At 42.3% G+C, this 22,837-nt stretch carries 20 protein-coding genes, 1 pseudogene and 1 riboswitch; of the genes and pseudogenes, 9 read left to right on the forward strand and 12 right to left on the reverse strand.

Annotated features, from left to right (window positions below; genetic code table 11):
• Positions 1-18: 18 nt before the first annotated feature.
• Together motB and motA are read right to left on the reverse strand one after the other, a co-directional pair.
• Positions 19-774 carry a flagellar motor protein MotB gene (motB, locus tag J7J00_RS04275; RefSeq protein ID WP_214787771.1) on the reverse strand — a complete coding sequence of 252 codons (756 nt, stop codon included), beginning with the start codon at positions 772-774 and terminating at the stop codon, positions 19-21.
• On the reverse strand, positions 767-1,558 hold the full coding sequence (motA, locus tag J7J00_RS04280; protein ID WP_214787774.1) for a flagellar motor stator protein MotA: 792 nt from the start codon (positions 1,556-1,558) through the stop codon (positions 767-769). Before motA ends, motB begins: the two co-directional genes overlap by 8 nt.
• A gap of 251 nt (positions 1,559-1,809) precedes the next feature.
• Between motA and J7J00_RS04285 the strand changes: the two genes are divergently transcribed.
• A complete protein-coding gene (locus J7J00_RS04285; RefSeq protein ID WP_214787777.1) occupies positions 1,810-1,950 on the forward strand; it encodes a hypothetical protein in 141 nt (46 codons plus the stop codon).
• A 60-nt stretch (positions 1,951-2,010) separates the two neighbouring features.
• Here J7J00_RS04285 and J7J00_RS04290 read toward each other — a convergent pair whose 3' ends face one another.
• A complete protein-coding gene (locus J7J00_RS04290) occupies positions 2,011-3,108 on the reverse strand; it encodes an AbrB family transcriptional regulator (protein ID WP_214787780.1) in 1,098 nt (365 codons plus the stop codon).
• A 108-nt stretch (positions 3,109-3,216) separates the two neighbouring features.
• On the opposite strand from J7J00_RS04290, the gene J7J00_RS04295 reads away from it, so the two are divergent.
• From J7J00_RS04295 to J7J00_RS04320, 6 genes are all read left to right on the forward strand, one after another.
• The gene (locus J7J00_RS04295; RefSeq protein WP_214787783.1) at positions 3,217-3,384 is read left to right on the forward strand and encodes a hypothetical protein; all 168 of its coding nucleotides are present in this window, start codon (positions 3,217-3,219) and stop codon (positions 3,382-3,384) included.
• Between the two features lie 77 nt (positions 3,385-3,461).
• On the forward strand, positions 3,462-4,469 hold the full coding sequence (gene mreBH, locus J7J00_RS04300) for a rod-share determining protein MreBH (protein WP_214787787.1): 1,008 nt from the start codon (positions 3,462-3,464) through the stop codon (positions 4,467-4,469).
• A 263-nt stretch (positions 4,470-4,732) separates the two neighbouring features.
• Positions 4,733-5,296 carry a tyrosine-type recombinase/integrase gene (locus J7J00_RS04305; RefSeq protein ID WP_063234693.1) on the forward strand — a complete coding sequence of 188 codons (564 nt, stop codon included), beginning with the start codon at positions 4,733-4,735 and terminating at the stop codon, positions 5,294-5,296.
• 51 nt (positions 5,297-5,347) lie between these two features.
• Positions 5,348-5,845 carry a cation:proton antiporter regulatory subunit gene (locus tag J7J00_RS04310; protein WP_214787790.1) on the forward strand — a complete coding sequence of 166 codons (498 nt, stop codon included), beginning with the start codon at positions 5,348-5,350 and terminating at the stop codon, positions 5,843-5,845.
• A gap of 6 nt (positions 5,846-5,851) precedes the next feature.
• Entirely contained in the window at positions 5,852-7,078 is a 1,227-nt protein-coding gene (locus tag J7J00_RS04315) for a cation:proton antiporter (protein WP_098370480.1), read from the forward strand.
• A 443-nt stretch (positions 7,079-7,521) separates the two neighbouring features.
• A complete protein-coding gene (locus J7J00_RS04320) occupies positions 7,522-8,388 on the forward strand; it encodes a YihY/virulence factor BrkB family protein (protein ID WP_214787793.1) in 867 nt (288 codons plus the stop codon).
• Positions 8,389-8,449: 61 nt separating this feature from the next.
• On the opposite strand, the gene J7J00_RS04325 is transcribed toward J7J00_RS04320, so the two are convergent.
• The 4 genes and pseudogenes from J7J00_RS04325 to ribE all read right to left on the reverse strand — a co-directional run bounded on the left by J7J00_RS04325 (position 8,450) and on the right by ribE (position 11,737).
• Positions 8,450-9,616, reverse strand: a complete 1,167-nt coding sequence (locus J7J00_RS04325) for a DHH family phosphoesterase (RefSeq protein WP_214787796.1) — start codon at positions 9,614-9,616, stop codon at positions 8,450-8,452.
• Positions 9,617-9,890: 274 nt separating this feature from the next.
• Entirely contained in the window at positions 9,891-10,361 is a 471-nt protein-coding gene (gene ribH, locus J7J00_RS04330; RefSeq protein WP_048685088.1) for a 6,7-dimethyl-8-ribityllumazine synthase, read from the reverse strand.
• A gap of 80 nt (positions 10,362-10,441) precedes the next feature.
• Positions 10,442-11,080 (reverse strand): annotated as a pseudogene (gene ribB, locus J7J00_RS04335) (3,4-dihydroxy-2-butanone-4-phosphate synthase); the annotation flags it as partial.
• Positions 11,081-11,098: 18 nt separating this feature from the next.
• Complete coding sequence (gene ribE / locus J7J00_RS04340; RefSeq protein ID WP_144527892.1) at positions 11,099-11,737, reverse strand: riboflavin synthase; 639 nt, start codon at positions 11,735-11,737, stop codon at positions 11,099-11,101.
• 146 nt (positions 11,738-11,883) lie between these two features.
• Positions 11,884-12,014: riboswitch (FMN riboswitch) on the reverse strand.
• A gap of 203 nt (positions 12,015-12,217) precedes the next feature.
• Between ribE and J7J00_RS04345 the strand changes: the two genes are divergently transcribed.
• On the forward strand, positions 12,218-12,949 hold the full coding sequence (locus tag J7J00_RS04345; RefSeq protein WP_214787802.1) for a TspO/MBR family protein: 732 nt from the start codon (positions 12,218-12,220) through the stop codon (positions 12,947-12,949).
• Between the two features lie 13 nt (positions 12,950-12,962).
• Here the strand turns inward: J7J00_RS04345 and megL are convergent, their stop codons facing one another.
• The 4 genes from megL to putP form a co-directional block, all read right to left on the reverse strand.
• Positions 12,963-14,138: a methionine gamma-lyase gene (gene megL / locus J7J00_RS04350; protein WP_214787804.1), complete on the reverse strand. Its 1,176-nt coding sequence runs from the start codon at positions 14,136-14,138 to the stop codon at positions 12,963-12,965.
• 378 nt (positions 14,139-14,516) lie between these two features.
• A complete protein-coding gene (locus J7J00_RS04355) occupies positions 14,517-15,653 on the reverse strand; it encodes a DEAD/DEAH box helicase (RefSeq protein ID WP_214787807.1) in 1,137 nt (378 codons plus the stop codon).
• 47 nt (positions 15,654-15,700) lie between these two features.
• Positions 15,701-16,948, reverse strand: coding sequence for an ATP-binding protein (locus J7J00_RS04360; RefSeq protein WP_214787810.1), 1,248 nt, complete (start codon positions 16,946-16,948; stop codon positions 15,701-15,703).
• Between the two features lie 194 nt (positions 16,949-17,142).
• Positions 17,143-18,612 carry a sodium/proline symporter PutP gene (gene putP / locus J7J00_RS04365; protein WP_214787813.1) on the reverse strand — a complete coding sequence of 490 codons (1,470 nt, stop codon included), beginning with the start codon at positions 18,610-18,612 and terminating at the stop codon, positions 17,143-17,145.
• 156 nt (positions 18,613-18,768) lie between these two features.
• Here putP and J7J00_RS04370 point away from each other — a divergent pair, with 156 nt between their 5' ends.
• The gene (locus tag J7J00_RS04370) at positions 18,769-20,817 is read left to right on the forward strand and encodes a molybdopterin oxidoreductase family protein (RefSeq protein WP_214787816.1); all 2,049 of its coding nucleotides are present in this window, start codon (positions 18,769-18,771) and stop codon (positions 20,815-20,817) included.
• Positions 20,818-21,288: 471 nt separating this feature from the next.
• Here the strand turns inward: J7J00_RS04370 and J7J00_RS04375 are convergent, their stop codons facing one another.
• On the reverse strand, positions 21,289-22,809 hold the full coding sequence (locus J7J00_RS04375; RefSeq protein ID WP_214787818.1) for an aldehyde dehydrogenase family protein: 1,521 nt from the start codon (positions 22,807-22,809) through the stop codon (positions 21,289-21,291).
• Between the last annotated feature and the right edge of the window lie 28 nt (positions 22,810-22,837).

Genomic DNA, 22,837 nt, shown 5'->3' on the forward strand with positions numbered 1-22,837 from the left:
TCCATTCCTGACAGGTTTTCACTCATTTATCGCTGTCCGTGGAACAATTAGGATTTCAACTCTCCGGTTTTTCGCTCTTCCTTTTTTCGTTTCATTAGAAGCAACCGGCTTGAATTCCCCATGTCCTTTAGCACTGAACATTTCGGGATCCAACTCTTTATTTTCTAGGAGAAGTTTCATAAAGTTCACGGATCGCATCACGCTCAGATCCCAGTTGGATTCATATTGGTAATTTTTAATGGGAATATTATCGGTATGTCCGCTTACGATAATGTTTCTGGGTAAGTCCATGACCAGTAAATCCGAGATTTCCTTAGCGATTTTTCGGTTTTCACGTCTCACCTCAGCCACCCCCGATTCGAATAGCACGTTTTCCCTAATTGAAATCAACATCCCTTCATCAGTAAGGTTCGTTCCCAATTTATCCGTTAAATCATTTTTTTGGATGTAGGCATTTACACGCTCCTGAACTTCCATAAGTTCTTCTTGTTCGTTTTTCCCTAGTTTCTCAAGATCTTCTGCACCTGTTCTTTGTTCTGGTGACGTCGGCTCATTGCTGGGGGAATCACTTGGGAAATCCATAAAGCCCGTTCCGCTTGTAAAAACCTGGTTAAATACATTGGACAACTGCTGGAACCTTACTGCATCAACCGAACTTGAAGCGAACAAGACGATAAAAAGCGCAAGAAGCAATGTTAAGATATCGGCGTAGGGAACCAGCCATGATTCATCGATATGCTCTTCATGCCTTTGTTTCTTTTTGCGCCTAGCCATCTTCTCTCACATCGCCTTCTAACCACTTCTTACGATCTCCAGCAGGCAAATAGGATGTTAATTTCTGTTCAATCGTTCTTGGCGCTTCCCCTTCGATGATCGATAAAATACCTTCGATCATCATTTCTTTGATTCGGACTTCCTGCCGCGATTTCCGTTTGAGCTTATTGGCAAATGGATGCCATAACACATACCCCGTGTAAATCCCCATCAAGGTTGCGACGAATGCGGCAGATATGGCATGTCCCAATGCCTCCGTGTCAGCCATATTCCCCAATGCAGCAATCAGCCCGATTACCGCACCCAATACACCGAGCGTCGGTGCGTATGTACCGGCTTGACTGAAAATCGCTGCCGCGCTTAAATGACGTTCTTCCATCGCGTCTATTTCCTCTGCTAAAATATCACGAATATAATCGGCACTCTGACCTTCGACTGCAAGATTCAAACCATTTTTCAAAAAGGTATTATCCACTTGATCCGAAATGCTTTCCAATGCCAATAATCCTTCTTTCCTGGCAATGACCGCCCATTCCGAAAAGGTTCTTATTAAATCTTCAGGCTTTGTCAATTTTTGTTCAAAGAATAAAATCTTGAATATTTTTGGTAGTCTTTTTAATTCCGACAAAGGGAAAGCCGTTACGACAGCAGCTATCGTCCCTACAATAATGATCAAAATAGCCGCCGGGTTAATCAACGCCGTTACACTTACGCCTTTCAACACCATTCCGACCAAGATGGCCACAATACCGAGAACTACGCCCAAAACTGATGTTATATCCATAATACTCACCCATTCATTTAAAGTCTCGTCTCCTCCTTATATCGGATGAAGTTCAAAAAAGGTGAGGATTATTTTACTATTCGATTTCACTTTTCATTAAATTCTCACAAAATCTACCAACTCCGGCGCCTACATGAGCTTATTCAACAGCACATTTCCATGGTTCGGGTACAATATTCTTTCGAGAATTGAATTTCAAGCATGTTCCGTTCGTACTTTTCTCATAACGTCTGGAATATGCGCTTTTACTTGTGAGTTTCAGTAGTTTACTCGTGAATTTCCTGCTTTTACTCGTGAGTTTCATTGGTTTACTCGTGAATTTTCTGCTTTTACTCGTGAGTTTCAGTAGTTTACTCGTGAATTTCCTGCTTTTACTCGTGAGTTCCGCATAACGCCTGGCATTTGTTCTTTTCACTCTTCAGTTTTTCCAAAAAGAAAAAGGACAAAGCCTGTCAGCTTTGTCCCTGTTCTTGTTTTCCCTTGCTTCTTCCAACCAGCCATTTTATGATGGGTGACAGAAAAAATAAAATGAATAGGATCCTGAATAAATGAAAGCTAGTGACAACGGATAAATCCACATGCACAGACATGGCTGTGACGGCCATTTCGGCTACGCCGCCTGGCGCCATGCTCAAAAATAATTCATTCGGCTGCAAAGATAAGATCGGGGCAAAGTGAATGGAAAGATAATAGCAAAATCCAATCAATAGGACATTACTGACGAATACAGCCCCAAACATCTTTCTGAAAAGTCGGGGATTATCAACTTTCAGTGTATAGCCTAAATGTGCGCCAATCAACAATTGTGACAAGTTCAACCAAAAATCAGGAATCTGCGGAGCACCTGGGCCTGCTAAATTGAATAGTGCTGCAGCCATGAGAGGCCCTAGCAAAAAAGGCAGCGGAAAATTCACTTTCTTTGTGATGAAGATGAATAATAGCAAGGTTAACAACATCATGATGGCTAATTTCCCATCATAATCAAATAAGAAAAACGGCCGCTCCGATATGGCCATTACCGTACCTGATCCAACTGACATTACATGGGTCACGATCCAAGGAACAATGGATATCACCAGGATGACCCGCAGTGTTTGCATGAAACCTACAACCGTTTCATCACTATCCTTCATTTCCTCACTTAAGACCACCATCTGGGAAAGTCCTCCCGGAAAACTGCCAAGCATGGATGTGCCCAAGGTTAAGTTCATTCTTTTCCCGACAAACCAGCCAGTCAAAACTGTAAATAAAATGATTGCGATTGTCGTAAAAAGCATAACAGGCAAAAATTCAATCATCTCATTTAACGATTGTTTCGTGAATGAACTGCCCAATTGTAAACCTAGAATGACCAATCCAGTACTTCTAAAGGTTTTAGACCAAAACAAGTACTTCCTTAACTTCACTTTCGCGATCATCACGACGAATAATGGTCCAAGCATCCATGGGAGGTAAATTCCAAGGCTATCAAATGCATAACCACCCAGGAAAGCTAGGAAAGCTGTAAAGATGACTCTAAAACTCTTACTCTCGATTAAATTTGCACTCACAAGATTACCTTCTTTATCTAAGCGGATTTTCATCTATATCTTAACATAAAACAAGCTGATTCAAAGCTGCCATCCACGCTTGTTTTCGACTAAAGCGAGGGGCGCAGTGTGAAATATACTAAAAACGCACATATGAGGGGGCAATATTTTACAATAGGCAGAATGTTGGCGACAATTGCCATTATCCGCGCTCTTGCCATCGCCGGTGCACTTTTATATTTCATCATGTTTTCGCTCTATGAAAAGAAATGGCATGGCAATTCCACCATTTACTAGATTTCCCACCCCCACAAACTCGCAATAAAAGGTAGAATGAGTATATAGGGGTCAAACTCTTATGGAGGGGTGACTAAATGTTATCAAATACAGAAATAGGCATTGACTTAGGGACTGCAAATACGCTAGTTTACAGTAAAAATAAAGGAATCGTATTTAATGAGCCATCTGTGGTGGCCATTGATATAGAGACTAATAAAGTATTGGCAGTCGGTGTGGATGCAAAAAACATGATCGGGAAAACACCCGGAAATATCGTGGCAATCCGTCCGCTTAAGGATGGTGTCATTGCGGATTTTAATGTAACCGCGCAAATGCTTCGGGAAATCATGAAAAAAGCAAGTAAGGCCCTAGGTTTATCGATCCGCAAACCTAGTGTAGTGGTCTGTACACCATCAGGTTCCACATCAGTTGAGAGAAGGGCCATTCAGGATGCAGTCAAAAGCTGCGGAGCGAAACAGGTCCACCTTATCGAGGAACCAGTAGCAGCAGCAATAGGTGCGGGCCTGCCTGTCGAAGAGCCCATTGCCAATGTCATCGTTGATATCGGCGGCGGAACGACTGAGGTCGCAATCATCTCTTATGGCGGCGTCGTTTCTTGCAATTCAATCAGAATTGGCGGAGATCAATTGGATGAAGATATCAGCCAATATGTTAGAAAAAAACATAATGTGCTGATTGGGGAAAGAACAGCCGAGGAAATAAAAAAAGAAATCGGCTACGCACTCGTTAAACATTCCGTGATTAGCATGGAAGTCAGGGGCCGCGATCTTGTAACGGGTCTTCCAAAGCCGATTACAATATCATCCACTGACGTCCAGGAAGCCATTCAGGAATCGCTTCTTCATATACTGGAAGCAATCAGGGCCACTTTGGAAGATTGTCCTCCTGAATTGAGCGGGGATATCGTCGATCAAGGTGTCATCTTATCCGGCGGGGGTGCACTTCTCAATGGGATACAAGAATGGCTGACGAATGAAATTGTCGTCCCAGTCCAACTTGCAGATAACCCGCTTGAATCAGTTGCCATCGGAACCGGGCTTTCACTTGAGGTCATTCACAAACTACAAAAAGCCGTATACTAAAAAAATGAGTAAACCCCAACTTGGGGTTTTTTTTTTTTGTTCCAGACTGATGTCCCCGATGATGCATACAGCAATCTCCACATTAAATAACTCCCCTGAAATATTTTATCTCGTTTGAGCAGAGAATAAGGAAAAGGTTTTTTTTACGTTCGACAGCATGCATTACTGTTTGGATAGGAATCACCTGCAGGACTAAATGTATGCAATGTTACATAACTTGTGTTATAATGTAATTATGTTACATTAGCAAGAGGAGAAGATCTATGGAATATGTAGAAGCCTTTAAGGATATCAATCAAATCAGCAAAATTAAAACATACTTACGCGCTCACTCCAGTCGGGATTATTTATTGTTTGTACTCGGCATCAATACAGGTATGAAGATAAATGAAATGCTTGAAATCACCGTGGCCAGCGTTCTGGATGAAACGGGCAAAATCAAGGAGTTCTATGAACAACGGACGGAAAATGACGAAGTCAATCAAATTTATTTGAACCTGAAAGTCCGTACCGCGTTACAAGAATACCTTAAAGGCTCTAAGGTTATCGAAGGTCAATTTTTATTTCTTTCCCCTAAGACAAAAAAGCCGATAACACGTCAACAGGCGCACCGAATCATCCATGATGCTGTGGAAGGTGCAGGGCTGACAGGCAAATTCGGAGCAAGTTCGATGCGTAAAACTTTTGGCTACCATGCCTATAAACAAGGAGTTTCACTGGCCTTGATACAGAAGCATTACCATCATTCCAGTCCATCGGAGACATTAAAATACATCGGCATATCCAAGGAGAAGAAATTCAAGACGAATATTGACGTTAACTTATAAACATCCAGCTATCTTCTATTACTCTAACCAACATTTTAAGGAGGAATTCCAGTGAAAATTAGAGAAAGTGAACTTCCTGGTATTGGCCAAAAATTCGAAATCATAACGAGAAATGATGAAAAGTTAGTAATCGTCATTCACGATGACGGCCGTCGGGAATTATACCATTTTGATAATGAACATGAGGACGTCATATCGAGCATCACCCTTAACGATCAGGAATCCCGGCAATTGGCTTCCATCATAGGCGGCATGGTTTATAAACCACAAGCACTTGAAACAATTGAAATGTCATTGGGTGACTTGGTGATTGAATGGTTCAAAGTCGAACCAGGTTCAAAGGCCATCAATCAAACGATCGGTTCGATTGATATCAGGAGTAATTATAACGTGACCGTCATCGCCCATTCTAAAAAAGGAAAAAAACAATTGAGTAATCCTGGTCCCGACTCCATCATCGAAACAGGCGACACTCTTGTGATATCCGGTGAAAGAAAAGATATCCGAAACCTGACAAGAGAATTATTGACTGACGAAAGGAGTGACTAAGCTCATATGGACCATTTAGTCTTTGAAGTGGGTACTGCCCTACTTCTAGTGGCATTAGCCGCTCTCGTAGCAGGTAAATTCAAAATATCAAATGTTCCACTATTGATTATCATCGGGATGCTCGTTGGCCCCCATGCCCCGCACTTCGGATTAATTGACCTGCGTTTCATTGAAAGTGATGAAATCATTGCATTCCTCGGTCGTGTCGGTATTTTATTCCTTCTGTTTTACCTAGGGCTTGAATTTTCCGTGAAAAAGCTCATGAAGTCCGGAAAAAATATCGTGACAGGCGGAACCTATTACATTTTAATCAACGTGGGAATGGCCTTGCTGTATGGTTTCCTGCTCGGTCTTCCATTAAAAGAGGTTCTGATATTAACCGGGATCATCAGTTTTTCTTCAAGTGCCATTGTGGCAAAGGTACTTGTGGACCTTAAAAGGACCGGTAACAATGAAACGGAGCTAATCCTTGGCATCATCATGTTTGAAGATATCTTCCTCGCCGTTTATTTATCAGTCGTATCCGGATTGGTATTAAGCTCTTCTGGTTCCGTTTGGGGAACATTACTTTCTACATTTATCGCGATTGGGTATATGCTGATATTTTTTGTTATCGCCCGGAAAGCTTCTGGGGTCCTTAACAAATTATTCAATATAACCTCTGATGAGATTTTTATCATCGTCGTGTTCGCATTACTATTCTTCATTGCCGGTTTCTCGGAAACGATTCATGTTGCGGAAGCCATCGGTGCATTACTGCTCGGCCTAGTCTTTTCTGAAACGGAACATAGCGACAGGATTGAGAAACTTGTCATTCCCTTTAGAGACTTCTTCGGGGCCATATTCTTCTTCAGCTTTGGCTTGAGTATCGATCCGACGACCCTTGGGGGAGCTGTCTGGATGGTTCTTGGAGCAGTCATCATCACCATAATCGGTAACTTTGCAGCTGGTATGATTGCCGGACGCAAATCCGGTTTATCTCACAGAGCTTCCGCAAACATCGGTTTAACGATCGTTTCACGCGGCGAATTCTCCATCATTTTAGCCAACTTAGGCATTGCAGGCGGTTTAATGCCTATACTAACCCCGTTTGCGGCACTTTATGTTTTAACCTTAGCGATTCTTGGGCCGATCCTTACAAAAGAATCCAAACACATCTATAATATCCTAAATAAAGTATTCAAATGGACCCCTCCAAAGGTTCAAAAGGAGCAGGGAAAAGAAGTGCAATAGAGAAAAAAGGCCAGGCTTTGCTGTCTGGCCTTTTTTCTGTTTACCTTCCATAACTTGCTACCATAATTATTATTATACTTGTTATAAAGAGGGCATAAAATCATACCTAGTAGTAGTGTTTAGCCATATTATTCGTAGTCTTGAAGCATCAACAGCACCTATTTACAGTTAATCGTAAAACCTTCCAAAGGGTATCGGCATCATCCTTGGCTTGCCATTTCTTCACCTTTCCACCATTACGATTTTGCACTTTGCTGGAGCATTTAAAATTGATTTGCCTCTCCCCAAATTTGTTTTTGGTTATTATGAGATTATGTCATTATCACAAGCTTCTACATGCGCGCGGATTAGAACTTTCAATTTTTTTTCTTTTGAGGATTAACTTACATGAACAGAGGGAAAAGAAGAGATAACCTAAGTAACTATTCAGGAGTGATGCCCAGATGAATAAGTCGATAAAATTTTCAAAGAAACTGATTAAAGAAATAAAGGAAGATCGTGTAACCGGGCTGGCTGCAGAACAAGCTTATTACTATTTACTGGCACTATTCCCTTTGCTCATTTTACTTCTGTCCATATTACCTTATCTGAACATCGATATTCAGACAGCCCTTGACACGATAAAAACCTTCATGCCTGCGGAAACGATGGAAGTCGTCGAGAAAAATATCATCAACATATTATCTGAACGGAACGGCGGCTTACTGACTCTTGGTTTCCTTGGAACCATTTGGTCCGCTTCCAACGGAATGAATGCGTTCATCCATTCCATGAATATCGCCTATGATGTTGAAGAAACAAGGAATTTCATCAAAGCCCGCATCATTTCCATTGTATTGACATTAGGCCTTGTTGTAGCATTCATCGTCATGTTGGGTCTCCCCGTCTTCGGAAAGGTCATCATTGATTTATTACAGCAAGTCATTCCAATCCCTGAAGAAATGCAAATATTATTCAGCTTATTACGGTGGGTTATCGCGGTTGTGGTCATCTCACTTGTCCTGGCCTTTTTATATCGCTTTGCACCGAATAAAAGTTTTCCCATTAAACATGTCATCCCTGGGGCAGTGACCGCAACTGTACTTTGGCTGGGAATATCACTTGGATTTTCATTCTATGTCAGTAACTTTGCCAACTACTCTTCCACTTACGGCAGTTTAGGAGGCGTGATCATCTTGATGCTATGGTTGTATTTGAGTGGTCTGATTTTTGTGATCGGCGGAGAAATCAATGCAATTCTACATCGCCAAAATTCCATTCCGAAAAAACAGTCCCGCACGATCGTTCATCCTGTCCCGCTTAAAAGGTAAATCATGAATGACAATGGAAGATTGAAAAGCGGCTGTCCCATTTGGACAGCCGCTTTCCTATTCATCCCTTATTGATAAACTCTTCATATCTTTCATCATGGGCCAGCCATGCAGCGTATTTCCGCTTCATGTATTTTTCCGCTTCCGCAAATGTATCGAATGTTTTTTTCTGTTGTTTTCCGTTGATTTCAACAATCCATTCCTCTTCTTCATCTTCATAGATGAATATGTCCTGTTTGTCTCTCGTTGAATATAGGCAACCCTCTGGGGACTCCTTTACATTCAATTGATTCTTATGTGCGTCTCGTTTAAGGGGCTCGGCATGGAAGGTCTTTTCGACATATTGGCTATATGCCTTTTCGGACATGGTGCAACCGGCTGCTTTTTGGTGACCGCCCCCATCGTACTTGCCGGCAACCTCAGAAACATCTATATCATCGTGGATTGTCCGGAAGCTGATTCTTTTACTTCCTACCATCAGGATGGCTATATAATCCAGATGCGAGAACTCTTTCGACAGTTCATTACCCAATTCAGAGTGGTATGACTCTGCATGGACCACACCAGCTGTATGGGGACCGGCAGTAGCCTGATAGACTTCTCTTTTTTTCCTGTTTATGTACCGATCTACTCGACTCTCTTCAACATTCAGAAGGGTTTGCTCCACTTCGTCAAAAGTAAAACTTTCAGCCGTGGACAGCTTATTTGCGATTTTCATTTCGAATTCCTCTATCGGAATCATGAAAAACAGGTCATTCAATCGTTTTGCTGTTGTATTTTTATTGACTTCCCATTCCCAAGTATCGTATTGACGGACCAATTCAACAAATTCAGCGACAATGCTTGAAGGTTCCAGCAATTTATTTTCAACTGCATACTGATAGAATAATGATGTCGCTGCCGTCTGTTTACCATCTTCCTGTTCGACAGTTACAGCTGCCCAATCATGTTCGTTCAAGTGCAGTGCTGACTTATGATGATCAATCAGCAGTGCCTTGCCTCCATCTTCCACAAACTGAGTAATCATTTTTTCGTTATCTTCATCAACCGATAGATCAGTAACGATCAATGTATCTTCAATCTTGGCCTGCTCAAGAAATGCTCCTACATTCTGATTAAGGCGGCCAATTGAATTATAACTAACCACTACTTCTTCTCCGAATGCCAGCTTAGCTACAATGCCGCAGCCGACTCCATCTAAATCATTATGTGTAAAGAGATGGTACACACAAACCCCTCCTAATAACTAATAAAATTACTTTTCCCTAAAGTCATGAATTTCAATTGCAATCTTTACAATTGTAGCATAATCATATCCGCATATTTTATCATGCTTCCATTACGTGATGCTTTTGTTCGTTTTTTTTTTTGAAATTTCCTAATGATTCTTTATTTTCCAAGATTTATATATAAAAACACATTACTTTGAAATCGGGGTATTTCCAATCTGACAATTAAAAAAGCCGCAGGAATGTTATTCCCTGCGGCTTCCTTATGTGAAATCACTGTTCTATTAATTTTCCAAGGTTGGCCATTTCAATGGCACTAACCGCAGCTTCATAGCCTTTGTTACCCGATTTTGTTCCTGCACGTTCAATGGCTTGTTCAATATTCTCAGTTGTCAGCAAACCGAAGATAACCGGTACACCTGTTTCCAATGAAACGGAAGCCATGCCTTTAGCTGCTTCATTGCAGACATAATCATAATGTGAAGTGGCACCCCTGATTACCGTTCCAAGACCGATTACAGCATCATATTTACCTGTATTCACAAGTTTCTTAGCAATTAACGGAAGCTCAAAAGCACCCGGGACCCACGCGATGTCCACATCATTCTCATCAACGCCATGACGCTTAAGGCCATCCAATGCCCCTCCTAAAAGCTTGCTTGTGATAAACTCATTAAATCTTCCTACCACGATTCCGACTTTCAATCCTGATCCGATTAATTGTGCTTCAATAGTTTTCCCCATGTCCAATTCCTCCTAATTTTAAAAAACAATATCATCTTTTTTCACGTTAAGTTTTAATTCCTTATAATCCTTCAAGCTTTCGGGATATTCAGTTCAAGTTCCTGTTTCCCAATTGTATCATTTTGTTCAAGATACCGAATCAAATCGGCTATCGTAATGAATTTCAGGTTAAATTTATCAGAAATGACTTCTAAATCGGATACGCGGGCCATCGATCCATCTTCATTCATGATCTCACAAATGACACCAGCTGGAGCGGCACCGCATAACTTCGCCAAGTCCACCGATGCCTCCGTATGTCCTGCCCTTTTTAATACGCCGCCTTCTTTAGCGACTATCGGAAAAGTGTGACCAGGCCTTTGGAAATCTTCAGCGACAGAATGTTCATTAAGAAGTTCAAGGATGGTCAAGGACCTTTCAAAAGCACTGATTCCTGTAGAGGTGCTTTTATGATCGACACTTACCGTAAAAGCAGTGCCATGATGATCGGTATTTTCACCTACCATAGGATGCAGTTTCAATTTCGCTGCCAGTTCTTCAGTGATGGTTGTACAAATCAGACCACGTCCATGAGTCGCCATGAAATTAATTGCTTCCGGTGTCGCCTTTTCGGCCAACACTACAAAATCCCCTTCATTTTCACGGTCTTCATCATCGGATACGATTACTACCTTGCCAGCCTTCAAATCTTCTATTGCTTCTTCTATTGTATGGAACATCATTACACCGCCCTTTTATTAGAATCCATGCTCTGCCAAAAACTCTAAATTCAGTCCTGGTTTTGGATTGCCATTTTTCATTTGATGTATTATATATTTCCCTATCATGTCGTTTTCGATGTTAACGATATCGCCAGCCGCTTTTTGTCCCAATATGGTGTCCTGATGAGTCAATGGAATCAATGATACAGTCAAAAGGTTCCTTTCGATCCCAAATATCGTCAAGCTCGTTCCATCAATGGCCACGGAACCTTTTGGAATGCAGAAGGTACTAAGCCCTTCTTCCAATTGGATTACATAATATACGGCATTTTCTTTCCGTTCTTTTTTTATGATCGTTCCGGTTCCGTCGATATGACCTGAAACAAAATGACCGCCAAACCTTCCCTGTGCACTCATTGCTCGTTCGAGATTAACAGGTGATCCCAATTTTAACGTCCGGATCGTGGAAGCTTTGACCGTTTCCGGCATCACGTCGACCGTAAACAAACTTTTCGTGAAGGATGTTACCGTTAAGCAGACCCCGTTGACTGAAATACTATCCCCCAGATGCACATCTTCAAGGATTTTTTCAGAACGAATCGATAACTCCATACTGCTTTTTCCTTTTTTCAAGGAATGTACGGTACCGATATCCTCAATGATTCCCGTAAACATGTTTTTCCCCCTTTTATAAAATATAAAAAACCCCTTAGGATGACCTAAGGAGTTAGCAGGAGAAATGAGTGAAAAAAATTGTATACCTAAAAAGCCTAATAATTTCATTTTCGAAAAATTAGGCGTACGTATACACTTGGGTTCCACACGTCCTTCTCCCATCCAGACTGTACTGTCGGCTTTGGAATCTCACCAAATCCTGCCTTTATCAGGCTCGCGGGCTTAGAATTTCTTCATCACCGCCGGTTGGGATTTTCACCCGACCCCGAAGGACTAAAATAATATGAATCTTTGAATATTTTATCACCATAAAGTGAAGATGTAAAATTTCTAACCTTAAATGGTTCAATTGTTACAGGAACTTCCTCTCTTTATGGAAAAATGACCCCCAAGTACCCCCGATGTTCTCCGAAAAGGTTAACCAGGCTAAATATGTGGAATAAGGTTAGAAGGATCACAAATCATACAAGGAGGAAGCCCATGATTATTTCCATCATTAACTTGATTTTCTATCTGTTCGTCGTCACGATGAATTTTTTAGCCAATTTCCTGCCATTGAACGGCCAAACATCGGGAGAGATTTCCGATAAACTGGATGTCCTTTTCACTCCTGCCGGTTATGTATTTTCCATATGGGGCTTGATCTATTTCCTGCTCGCCATCTGGGTATTCAGGCAGTTTTTAAGTAAACATCAAAACAGCCCTGCTTATAAGGCATCCTTCCCTTGGTTCGCTTTAAGCTGTGTCCTGAATGGCGCTTGGCTTTTGGCTTGGCACTATGAACGCTTTTTGTTATCCGTATTCATTATCATTGCTCTGTTGGCTACTTTAATGGTCATTTATACAAGAATGAAAAAAGTGGAGCATGCTACTTTCGACCTAATTCCATTTTCCGTTTATACAGGCTGGGTAAGTGTTGCAGCCATAGCTGACATTTCTTATTACCTCACCTATATCAAATGGGACGGTTTTGGGGTTTCCAGTATAACCTGGACGATTGTCCTGCTGATTGCAGCAACAGCCTTGGCCTTTGTTTTTGCAGGTAAATACCGGGATTGGTGCTATCCTCTCGTATTCGTTTGGGCGTTCATAGGCATCGGGATACGAAATAGCGACGCCTATCCGGTAATCACAGACATTTCTTATATCCTGGCTGCCATCACTTTTATCGTATCCATCACCATCTTCATTAAAAACAGGAGGAACAAATGAGGGATATGGTACCCTAAAATGCTTGCTGAAGATCTTGCCAGACATCCTCCCAAGCCTCAAGGCCAACTGAAAGACGGACAAGCTGGTCACTGATGCCCATTTGTTCCCGTGAATCTTCAGGAACGGCAGAGTGCGTCATGGTAGCGGGATGCTGGATCAATGTTTCGGCATCCCCTAGACTTACAGCAATTTTGATAAGTTTCAATTTATTGAGGAATTCCTGTGCATCCTGTTTTGTGCCATGCAATTCGAAAGAGATAAGGCCGCCGCCATGTTTCATTTGTTTTTGCATTATATAATGATCCGGTGAAGCTTCATCACCTGGATAATATACCTTTTTCACCTTTGGATGTTTCTTAAGCTCTTGAAAGATTGCCATTGCATTGGCCGAATGACGATCCATCCTGACAGGCAAGGTCTTTACCCCCCGTAATAGTAACCAGGCATCGAATGGTGAAATGATTCCACCGATATCCTTCTGTGTAGTCCCGGCTACCTGATTCATGAATTCCTTCTTACCAACGACAAGCCCTGCAACGACATCACCATGCCCGCAAAGATATTTCGTAGCGCTATGAAGGACGATATCACAGCCATATTCAAGCGGTCTCTGTAGGTAGGGAGTCGAAAACGTATTATCGACTACTACCGTCACATTATATTCCTTCGCAACTCTCACCACCATCTGTAAGTCAATCATTTTCATCGTCGGATTGATCGGGGTTTCTACATATATGCAGGTCGTTTCCGGCCGGATCATTTTCCTTACTTGTTCTTCTGAATCCATTTCACAAAAATCATGTGTGATGCGGTATTTATTTTTCATTAGCTGCAGAAGGCCAAATGTACAACCATATAGCCCCTGTGAGCACAGGATGTGGTCATCTGTTTTTGTTAACGCAAAAAGTACTGCTGAAACGGCAGCCATGCCTGAACCGAAAGCTAGGCCAGCTTCCCCGCCTTCCAAAGCGGCGATCTTTTCTTCAAGCACTTGTACCGTTGGATTTCCTAGGCGGGAATAAATATATCCATCTTCCATACCGGCAAAACGCCTTTCCCCTTGCTCGGCATTTTCGAAAGTGAATGTTGAGGTTTGGAATAAGGGTGTTGCCAAGCTTCCTAAATGCTTCTTCGAGTCATATCCTTCATGGATGACTGCCGTTTCAAACTGTTTATACTTTCCTGTCATACCGTCTCCTCCTAACCTATGTCTATTGCTATCATATGTCAAAAAACCATATAAAGGAAGCGTTTTCATTCATGATTATCCCCCATTAATGAACTCCTGAATTTAGTATAATTTCACAATCCAATATTTATAGTATCAAATGCTATGAAGGGATATTATCCTGATCTTTATTGGATTATTTCAGCCCTTTTGCCGAGGCACCCATCGTTCAATTTGATTCAGCAATAACAAGCACTTTTCTACTGGAATCCCACCATATTCAGAAAGCGGAAAAGGCATGTCGTGGAGATTCTGCACAATGAGCAACTTTTTAATTTTAAATCTTAACGGGCATTTGCAAAAAAAAAGACAGCCGCCATGGCCGTCCCTTTTTCCGTATCATTCATCGACTACGATGTTTCCACCATAGAAGGTTACTCTCGTTAATGGAATCTCCAGTTCACGACCCATTTTTTTCAACTCTCGCTCTTCTCTTTCCGTTACAATTGAAATGACAGTGCCATCTGTACCTGCTCGCCCAGTTCTCCCAGATCTATGGATATATTGTTCGATGTTGTCAGCCATATCAATATGAACGACCGCAGTAAGACCTTTAATATCAAGCCCCCTTGCCGCTACATCCGTTGCTATCAGCATCGGGGATTTTCCGGAACGAAGCTTGCGCAACGCTTTCTCCCTGTCGACTTTATTTGATTCACCGTGAAGCACGCCCATTTCAATACCTTTATAACTCAGCTTCTCATGTAAGACACTCAGCTCTGCTATATCATTCAGGAAGGCAAGGGCCTTCACATCTTTAATTCTTGTTATTTTCTCGAGGATCTTGGACTTTTCCCGTCTCTCAACAACAAAGTAAAGATGATCCACTTTTGATTCCATTTTTTCATGCTTATCGACCTTGATCATTTCGGGTTCATTCATGAATCCCCGGGCGGCTTTTTCCGTTTCCTCCGGCAAGGTCGCTGAAAATACCATGATTTGCCGGTCTTTTAACGTTGTTTTGATAATATTATTGATCGTACCCATATGCTCTGGAGTGATCAATTGGTCACCTTCATCAAGTACTATCGTCTTAACTTCATGCATCTTCAACTTCTTTTGGGCAATCAATTCGTAAATACGCCCCGGTGTTCCAGCAATCACCTGGGGACGCTTCTTCAGTTTGTCCAACTGCCTTTTCACATTAGCACCGCCGATGAATGCTGCACCCGTAATGCCGCTTCCCTCTGACCAAATGCGAATTTCTTCATTAATTTGCATGACCAGTTCACGTGATGATGCCAAAATCAAAGCTTGGGGCGATTTCTTTTCAGGATCTATCTTTTCTAGCAATGGCAATAAATATGCTAATGTTTTTCCCGTACCAGTCGGTGATTCAGCCATGACGTCTTTTCCCTCGACAATCACCGGAATCGCTTTCGTTTGAATCGGGGTAAGTTGTCCGAATCCGGACTTTTTCCAGACCTCTTGTATATATGGTTTTCTATCGTTCACTAATTCAGGTAATTCGCTCATATCGTTCTCCTTTAAAATATAACTTTTCCTATCTTTCATAGTACCATTTATTCTTGTCCAGTAGCCAACGGAATACGAATTGTAACCGTCGTCCCTTTGTTTATCTCACTTTCAAAATGCATTTCCCCGTGAAGTCGATGAACGATTTTCCGGCAAATCGCTAGCCCGATCCCTGTGCCCTTTTCCTTCGTCGAATAAAAAGGCTCACCAATCCTTTCAAGGCGCTCGGGCACCATTCCCATGCCATTATCACTAACGCTGACTACAGCTTGTCCATCGCTGGTTTGCAGTGATATATCAATTTTCCCATTATCCTCAATCGCTTCAATGCTGTTCTTGACGATATTGATTATCAACTGTTTAATTTCAATTGGATCAGCCATAATATAAATCGGTTCGGCGGTTTTAACCCTGAACCCCATTTCGATATTATTCAAATTCGTTTCTGCTTTCATCAACGTGAATACCTGTTGTAAACTGTCGGCAAGATCGATCCTGCGAAATGCTACATCCTGTTTCTTCCCAAGAATCAAAAGTTCACTTGAGATAATATTAATCCTGTCAATTTCCTTCAACATGATATCAGAATGCAGCGGGTTTACCTCCTGCGTCATATCCATTAACTGAACGAATCCTTTTAACGATGTCAGCGGATTCCTTATCTCATGTGCGACCGCTGCAGCCAGATGTCCGATTACAGATAGCTTTTCAGACATGATCATCAATTCCTCTTCGCGCCGCAATTCAGTAATATCCCGAACGATTGCATATACTCCAAGCATTTCCGCGTGAACGATGATCGGTAAAAAAGTTACACGGATTATCCGTTCTTCATCGCTGCCATTCTGAATGGTCGTTTCGAATTTTACAGCCTCCCCTTGAAGGGACTGTTTAAAGAATACAGATACTTTATCACTTTCATTCCAATTGAGTAGATGATTCGCATTCTTGCCTTTCACATCGTCACTGTTATGACCTAATAGTTTTTCAGCTTCAGGGTTTATCGAAACGACATTTCCTTCGAGATCCAGCTCAAGCACACAATCCGGGTTATGCTTGAACAGCGACCGATACTGTTCATCCTTCAGAATGAATTCCTGTTGGGACCTCAACATTTTCCCCGTCCAATACCTGATTATGAAGTATAGGAAAAGCCCAGTTATGAAAATGAACATCCACCCTTTGGAATGTTGGAACATTGCATATATCTGAACATCTGCCCTTGCCTGTGTCATAGAGATATAATCCGTAACGAAAATCCATAAGACCCCAATGATTATATATATAAAAGCCACTTTACATGCAATTTTATGAGATTGGTTCATATTTTTTCCTTTGTATTGTTTTTTGGTTTATTATTCCCAAATCACTCAAAAAAAGCCCTCATGTTTTCAACATAAGGACTCTATCGGTATTGTACCATATATATTGCATTCATTGTTTTATATCGCTAAAAAAAACAGCAGCATTTTAACTGGACCTTCAATGATCAAGAGAGGTTTTTAATGGCTTGATTGAATTCTTCTTCTATATCTTTTGTAGGCTTGGCCGATAATAAGCTGAAAACGACTACCGCTATTGAACCAGCGATGAAACCAGGAATGATTTCGTATACTTCAGCGAACTTATCGATCATATCCCAGACGATCACGGTTGCCGTACCGACAACCATTCCCGCCAGCGCTCCCCATTTCGTCATCCGTTTCCAGTACAGGCTAAACAGAATGACAGGACCGAAGGCCGCTCCAAAGCCAGCCCATGCATAACCCACCAATTTAAGGATCGTACCGCTTGGATTAAAAGCCAATAATAGGGCAATGGCGGATATTGCCAATACACCAAACCGGCCTACCAGCACTAATTCCTTATCAGATGCATTCGGCCGAATGAACTGCTTATAGAAATCATCGGTCAAAGCACTTGCCGATACTAAAAGCTGTGATGCAATCGTACTCATGACCGCTGCCAAAATAGCAGCCAACAAGAAGCCTGTAATTAAAGAAGGAAACAGCTCTTTAGATAAAATGATGAAGACGGTCTCAGCATTTTTTTCCCCTAAAGGACTGTTTGTCAGGTTAAAGTAAGCTATCCCCACCAATCCGGTGAACATCGCTCCGACGATAGCAAAAATCATCCAGCCCATACCGATTCGGCGTGCACTTTTCAATTCTTTAACAGATGAAACCGCCATGAATCGAACGATAATATGAGGCTGCCCGAAATAACCAAGTCCCCATGCCAGAAGAGATATGATTCCAATGGTTGATGTTCCTTCAAAGACATGCAATAAATTCGGGTTGATCGATCTTATTTCATTGAAGGTAGGATCCCAGCCACCAATATTTACAATCGTGACAACTGGCACTAGAATTAAGGCAATGAACATGATTGTACCTTGTACGAAGTCGGTCCAGCTAACAGCCAGGAATCCGCCAAATAATGTATAAAGAATAACAACACTCGCCGTCAGCCAGATGCCCCACCGATAATCCAAATTGAAAGCGGAGCGGAAAAGCTCACCGCCTGCTACCATGCCTGAAGATGTGTAAAAGGTGAAGAAAATTAAAATGACCGATGCTGATACCACTTTTAAGACCCTGGAGCCATCTTTAAACCGATTCCCCAAAAAATCAGGAATCGTAATCGAATTGCCGGCCAATTCCGTGTATGTCCGAAGTCTTGGTGCCACAAATAACCAGTTTAAATAAGACCCTGTACACAGGCCGACGACAATCCAGCCAGCACTTAACCCGCTTATGTACATAGCACCGGGAAGACCCATCAACAGCCAGCCGCTCATATCGGAAGCCCCTGCACTCAATGCAGTTACAGCCGGGCCCAAGTTCCGGCCGCCAAGCATGTAATCGGTTAAGTTGGCCGTTTTCCGATAGGCAAAATAACCAATTAACAGCATGCCTGCCATGTATATTCCTATTGATATTATAATTCCATAATCCAAAAATGAATCCTCCTATTTATAGGTTAATTTTCATCTTGTAAGCTTATCAGAAAAAAAAACATATGTTAAGAAGTTCTTGCACCTTTCAACGATTTCACTTTCAATATAATTAAGAAAATTCTTTTTATTAGATTAAATTATTAGGAGGAATACGCCATGCAATCCTATATCAATCAGCCAGATGGAGTCTTTCCCTCTGTTTGCTCTCTTGACTGTCCTGATCAGTGCGGTTTACTGCTGCACAAAAAAGACGGGAAAATCATTAAAGTTCAAGGAGACCCTGATCATCCAGTCACAAAAGGGAATATTTGCAACAAAGTTCGAAACATGACCGCTCGCCTATATGACCCCAATCGCTTAAAACAGCCATTAAAGCGCATCGGTCCGAAAGGGGACGGGAATTTTGCTCCAATCAGCTGGGAAGAGGCCATTGACACAATCACTTCCAAATGGAAAGACCTGATTGAAATGCACGGACCGGAAAGCATACTTCCCTACAGCTTTTACGGAAACATGGGCAACCTCAGCGCTGAGGGGATGGATCGCCGTTTTTTCCACAAACTCGGTGCAAGCATGCTCGAGCGTTCCATTTGTAACGCGGCAGGCTCAGTCGGATACAGCTATACAATGGGTGGTTCATTCGGCATCGATCCAGAAGAAACGATTCATACAAAGCTTTTCATCATGTGGGGCATTAACGCTGTGAGCACAAATATGCACCAAGTAACGCTTGCCCAGCAAGCCCGAAAAAACGGGGCCAAAGTAGTTGTCATTGACGTACATAAAAACCAAACCGGCAAGTGGGCAGATTGGTTCATTCCGATTTTGCCTGGCACCGATAGTGCGCTTGCCCTCGGATTAATGCATATACTATATGCCGAGAATCTAGTCGACCAGCCCTTTTTGGATGAATACACAGTTGGTGCTGCCGAATTGCGCGAACACGTCCGCCAATATGACCCTGCAACCGTCTCCGCGATCACTGGCGTTCCAATTGATGACTTATATGAATTAGCCAGGATGTACGGCACCACAAGTCCATCATTCGTTCGGATAGGCAATGGCCTGCAGCACCATGACAATGGAGGCATGGCGGTACGTACCATCGCCTGCCTGCCTGCACTTACCGGCCAATGGATGACCGAAGGCGGCGGAGCCATCAAAGGAAATTCTGGATATCTGGCTTTTAATACAAATGCCTTAAGACGTCCTGATTTATTGCATAATAAAGCTACCCGGACCATTAATATGAACCAAATCGGTCAAGCTCTCCTGGAAAAGGAAAACCCGATTCGCTCCATGTTTGTATACGGCTCCAACCCAGCACTTGTCGCTCCGAATGCAAATAAGGTGCAGGAAGGCCTAATGCGGGAAGATCTATTCACAGTTGTACATGATCTATTCTTAACCGAAACGGCCATGTTTGCCGACCTCGTCCTGCCTGCCACATCATCTTATGAAACGGAGGATTTTTATAATTCATACTGGCATAATTACGTGCAAATACAAAAACCTGTAGTCGAAAAATATGGCGAGTCGAAATCGAATGTTGAATTGTTCAAACTGTTAGCTGCTGGAATGGGATTTGAGGAACAAGCATTTAGAGATTCTGAGGAAGATATGATACGTCAGGCGCTGGATTTTCCCGATAACCCGCATTTAGAAGGCATCACCTATGACTCCCTTTCAAGGAATCAATTTGTCAAAGCCAAGATGCAGCCGATGTTCCCAGGAAAACTCCCGACACCAAGCGGTAAAATCGAACTTTATTCCGAACGGATGAAGCAGGATGGATACGAGCCTTTGCCAACATATACGCCAATCATAAAAGACAGCGACCTGCCATTTTTATTCATTCCGGCACCTAATCACAATTTCTTGAATTCAACCTTTTCAAATAATGCCAAACATATCTCCATGGAAAAGGAACCGAAACTGCACATGAATGCCGCTGATGCCAAAACAATGGGGATATCCTCCGGAGATATGGTTAAAATCTGGAACGATCGCGGTGAATGTTTACTTACCGCTGCTCCCGGTGAAAATGTGTTACCCGGCGTTCTTGTCAGCCAAGGCTTGTGGCAGAATACACCTGAAACAAAACAACACATCAATTCCCTTACCCCAGATCGCCTCGCAGATATGGGTAATGGCGCCGTTTTCTTTTCAGGACGGGTTGATCTTGAAAAAGTCCAGCAAAAGTAAATCAATGTTTAGCAATCCTTGAATATATCTCCGGTTTCGGCATTTTATTTTCGCTTTTTGAAATATATCTGCGGTTTTCGGAGTTATATCTACGATTTCGGCATTTTATCTGCGATTTCCGGATTATATCTCCGGTTTCGGCATTTTATCTGCGGTTTTTGAAATATATCTGCGGTTTTCGGAATTTTATTTGCGCTTTTTGATATATATCTGCGGTTTTCGGAGTTATATCTCCAATTTCGGCATTTTATCTGCGCTTTTTGAAATATATCTGCGGTTTTCGGAATTTCATCTGTGATTTTGGCATTTTATCTGCGGTTTTCGGAGTTATATGTCCGATTTCGGCATTTTATCTGCGGTTTTTGAAATATATCTGCACTTTTCGGATTATATCTCTGATTTCCGGCATTTTATCTGTGATTCCACAAAAAAAAGCTGTTCCACAAGGAACAGCCTTTTCGTCAAGCTTATTTACTCTTCATCAAACCAGCCTGTTGGCTGGATATCCAAGTTGTTATTGATTTGCTTCAATTCGGTGTAAGCTTCGTAACCGAAAGTTCCCAGTTCGCGTCCATTTCCACTTTGCTTGAACCCTCCCCAAGGAGCTTCGTTATAAGTTGGATGATATGAGTTTATCCACGTGATGCCGGCACGCACTTTTTTTATGACACGGTACGCTTTTGCGATATCATTCGTGAACACCGCTCCCGCTAAACCATATTTCGTATCATTGGCCAGTTGAAGTGCTTCCGCTTCATCCTTGAACTTTTGAACGACAAGCACCGGTCCAAAAATTTCTTCCTGCACAATCCGCATGTCCGGTGTCGTATCAACAAAAATAGTAGGTTCGACAAAGTAACCTTTATCCAAGCCTTCTTCTTTCATTCGATTTCCACCGACGATTATTTTGGCACCTTCTTCTTTTCCGATTTGGATATACGATAATATTTTGTTCATATGGGCTTCTGAAACGATAGGACCCATCTGGCTGCTTTCATCAGAACCTGAACCTACTTTGATCTTTTTCGCCTTCGCAGTAAGACTTGCAATGAACTGATCGTAAATGGACTCTTCCAGCAATAAACGGGAACCTGCTGAACACACTTGTCCTTGATTACAGAAAATCCCGTATAGAGCATAATCTACGGCAGTCTCAAAGTCAGAGTCGGCAAATACGATATTAGGCGATTTCCCGCCGAGCTCCAATGTCACCTTCTTTAGGTTACCCAGTGAAGCCTCCATGATCTTACGTCCTGTTTCCGTCCCTCCTGTAAAGGCCACTTTATCGATTTCCTCATGTTCGGCAATGGCTTGCCCGACAACTGGCCCCGCTCCTAACACAAGGTTTGCGACACCTTTTGGCAATCCGACTTCATCCATGATTTCGAATAGTTTGACCGCTGTCACAGGGGTGATCTCAGATGGTTTGAACACAACCGAATTTCCTGCAGCAAGCGCCGGGGCGAGTTTCCATGCTGACATCATTAGCGGAAAATTCCATGGAACGATCTGCCCGCATACACCGATTGGTTCCCTTACGACCATCGCTTGCTGACCGTCAGGAACTTCAAAAGTTTGACCTGTCGGTTTTGTAGCCAATCCTGCATAATATCTAAAACAGGCTGCTGAATCCGCTATATCATAACGAGCCTCACGCAATGGTTTCCCATTATCCAATGTTTCCAACGCAGCTAATTCTTCAGCTTTTTCTTCTATTTTGTCGGCTATTTTGAATAAAATGCGAGCTCTTTCCACTGCAGGAGTTCCCCACCAACCACCTTCATAGAAAGCATATTTTGCTGCCTCGACCGCTGCATCCACATCTTCCTGTGTTCCTTCCGCAGCTTTGGCAATAACTTCCCCGGTGGCCGGATTCAATACATCCCTCTTCTCTCCTGAAGTCGAATTCACCCATTCCCCATTGATGAACATCTTTAAGTCCCGTGCTCCCGTTCCCTCTTTTTTCGTGTTATTTTGCAAAGTTTCCTGCATGTAAATTCCTCCTCGGTTTTAAGTTATC

It is taken from the genome of Bacillus sp. ISL-4 (assembly GCF_018613275.1).
In the GTDB taxonomy this organism is placed as follows: domain Bacteria; phylum Bacillota; class Bacilli; order Bacillales; family DSM-1321; genus Peribacillus; species Peribacillus simplex_E.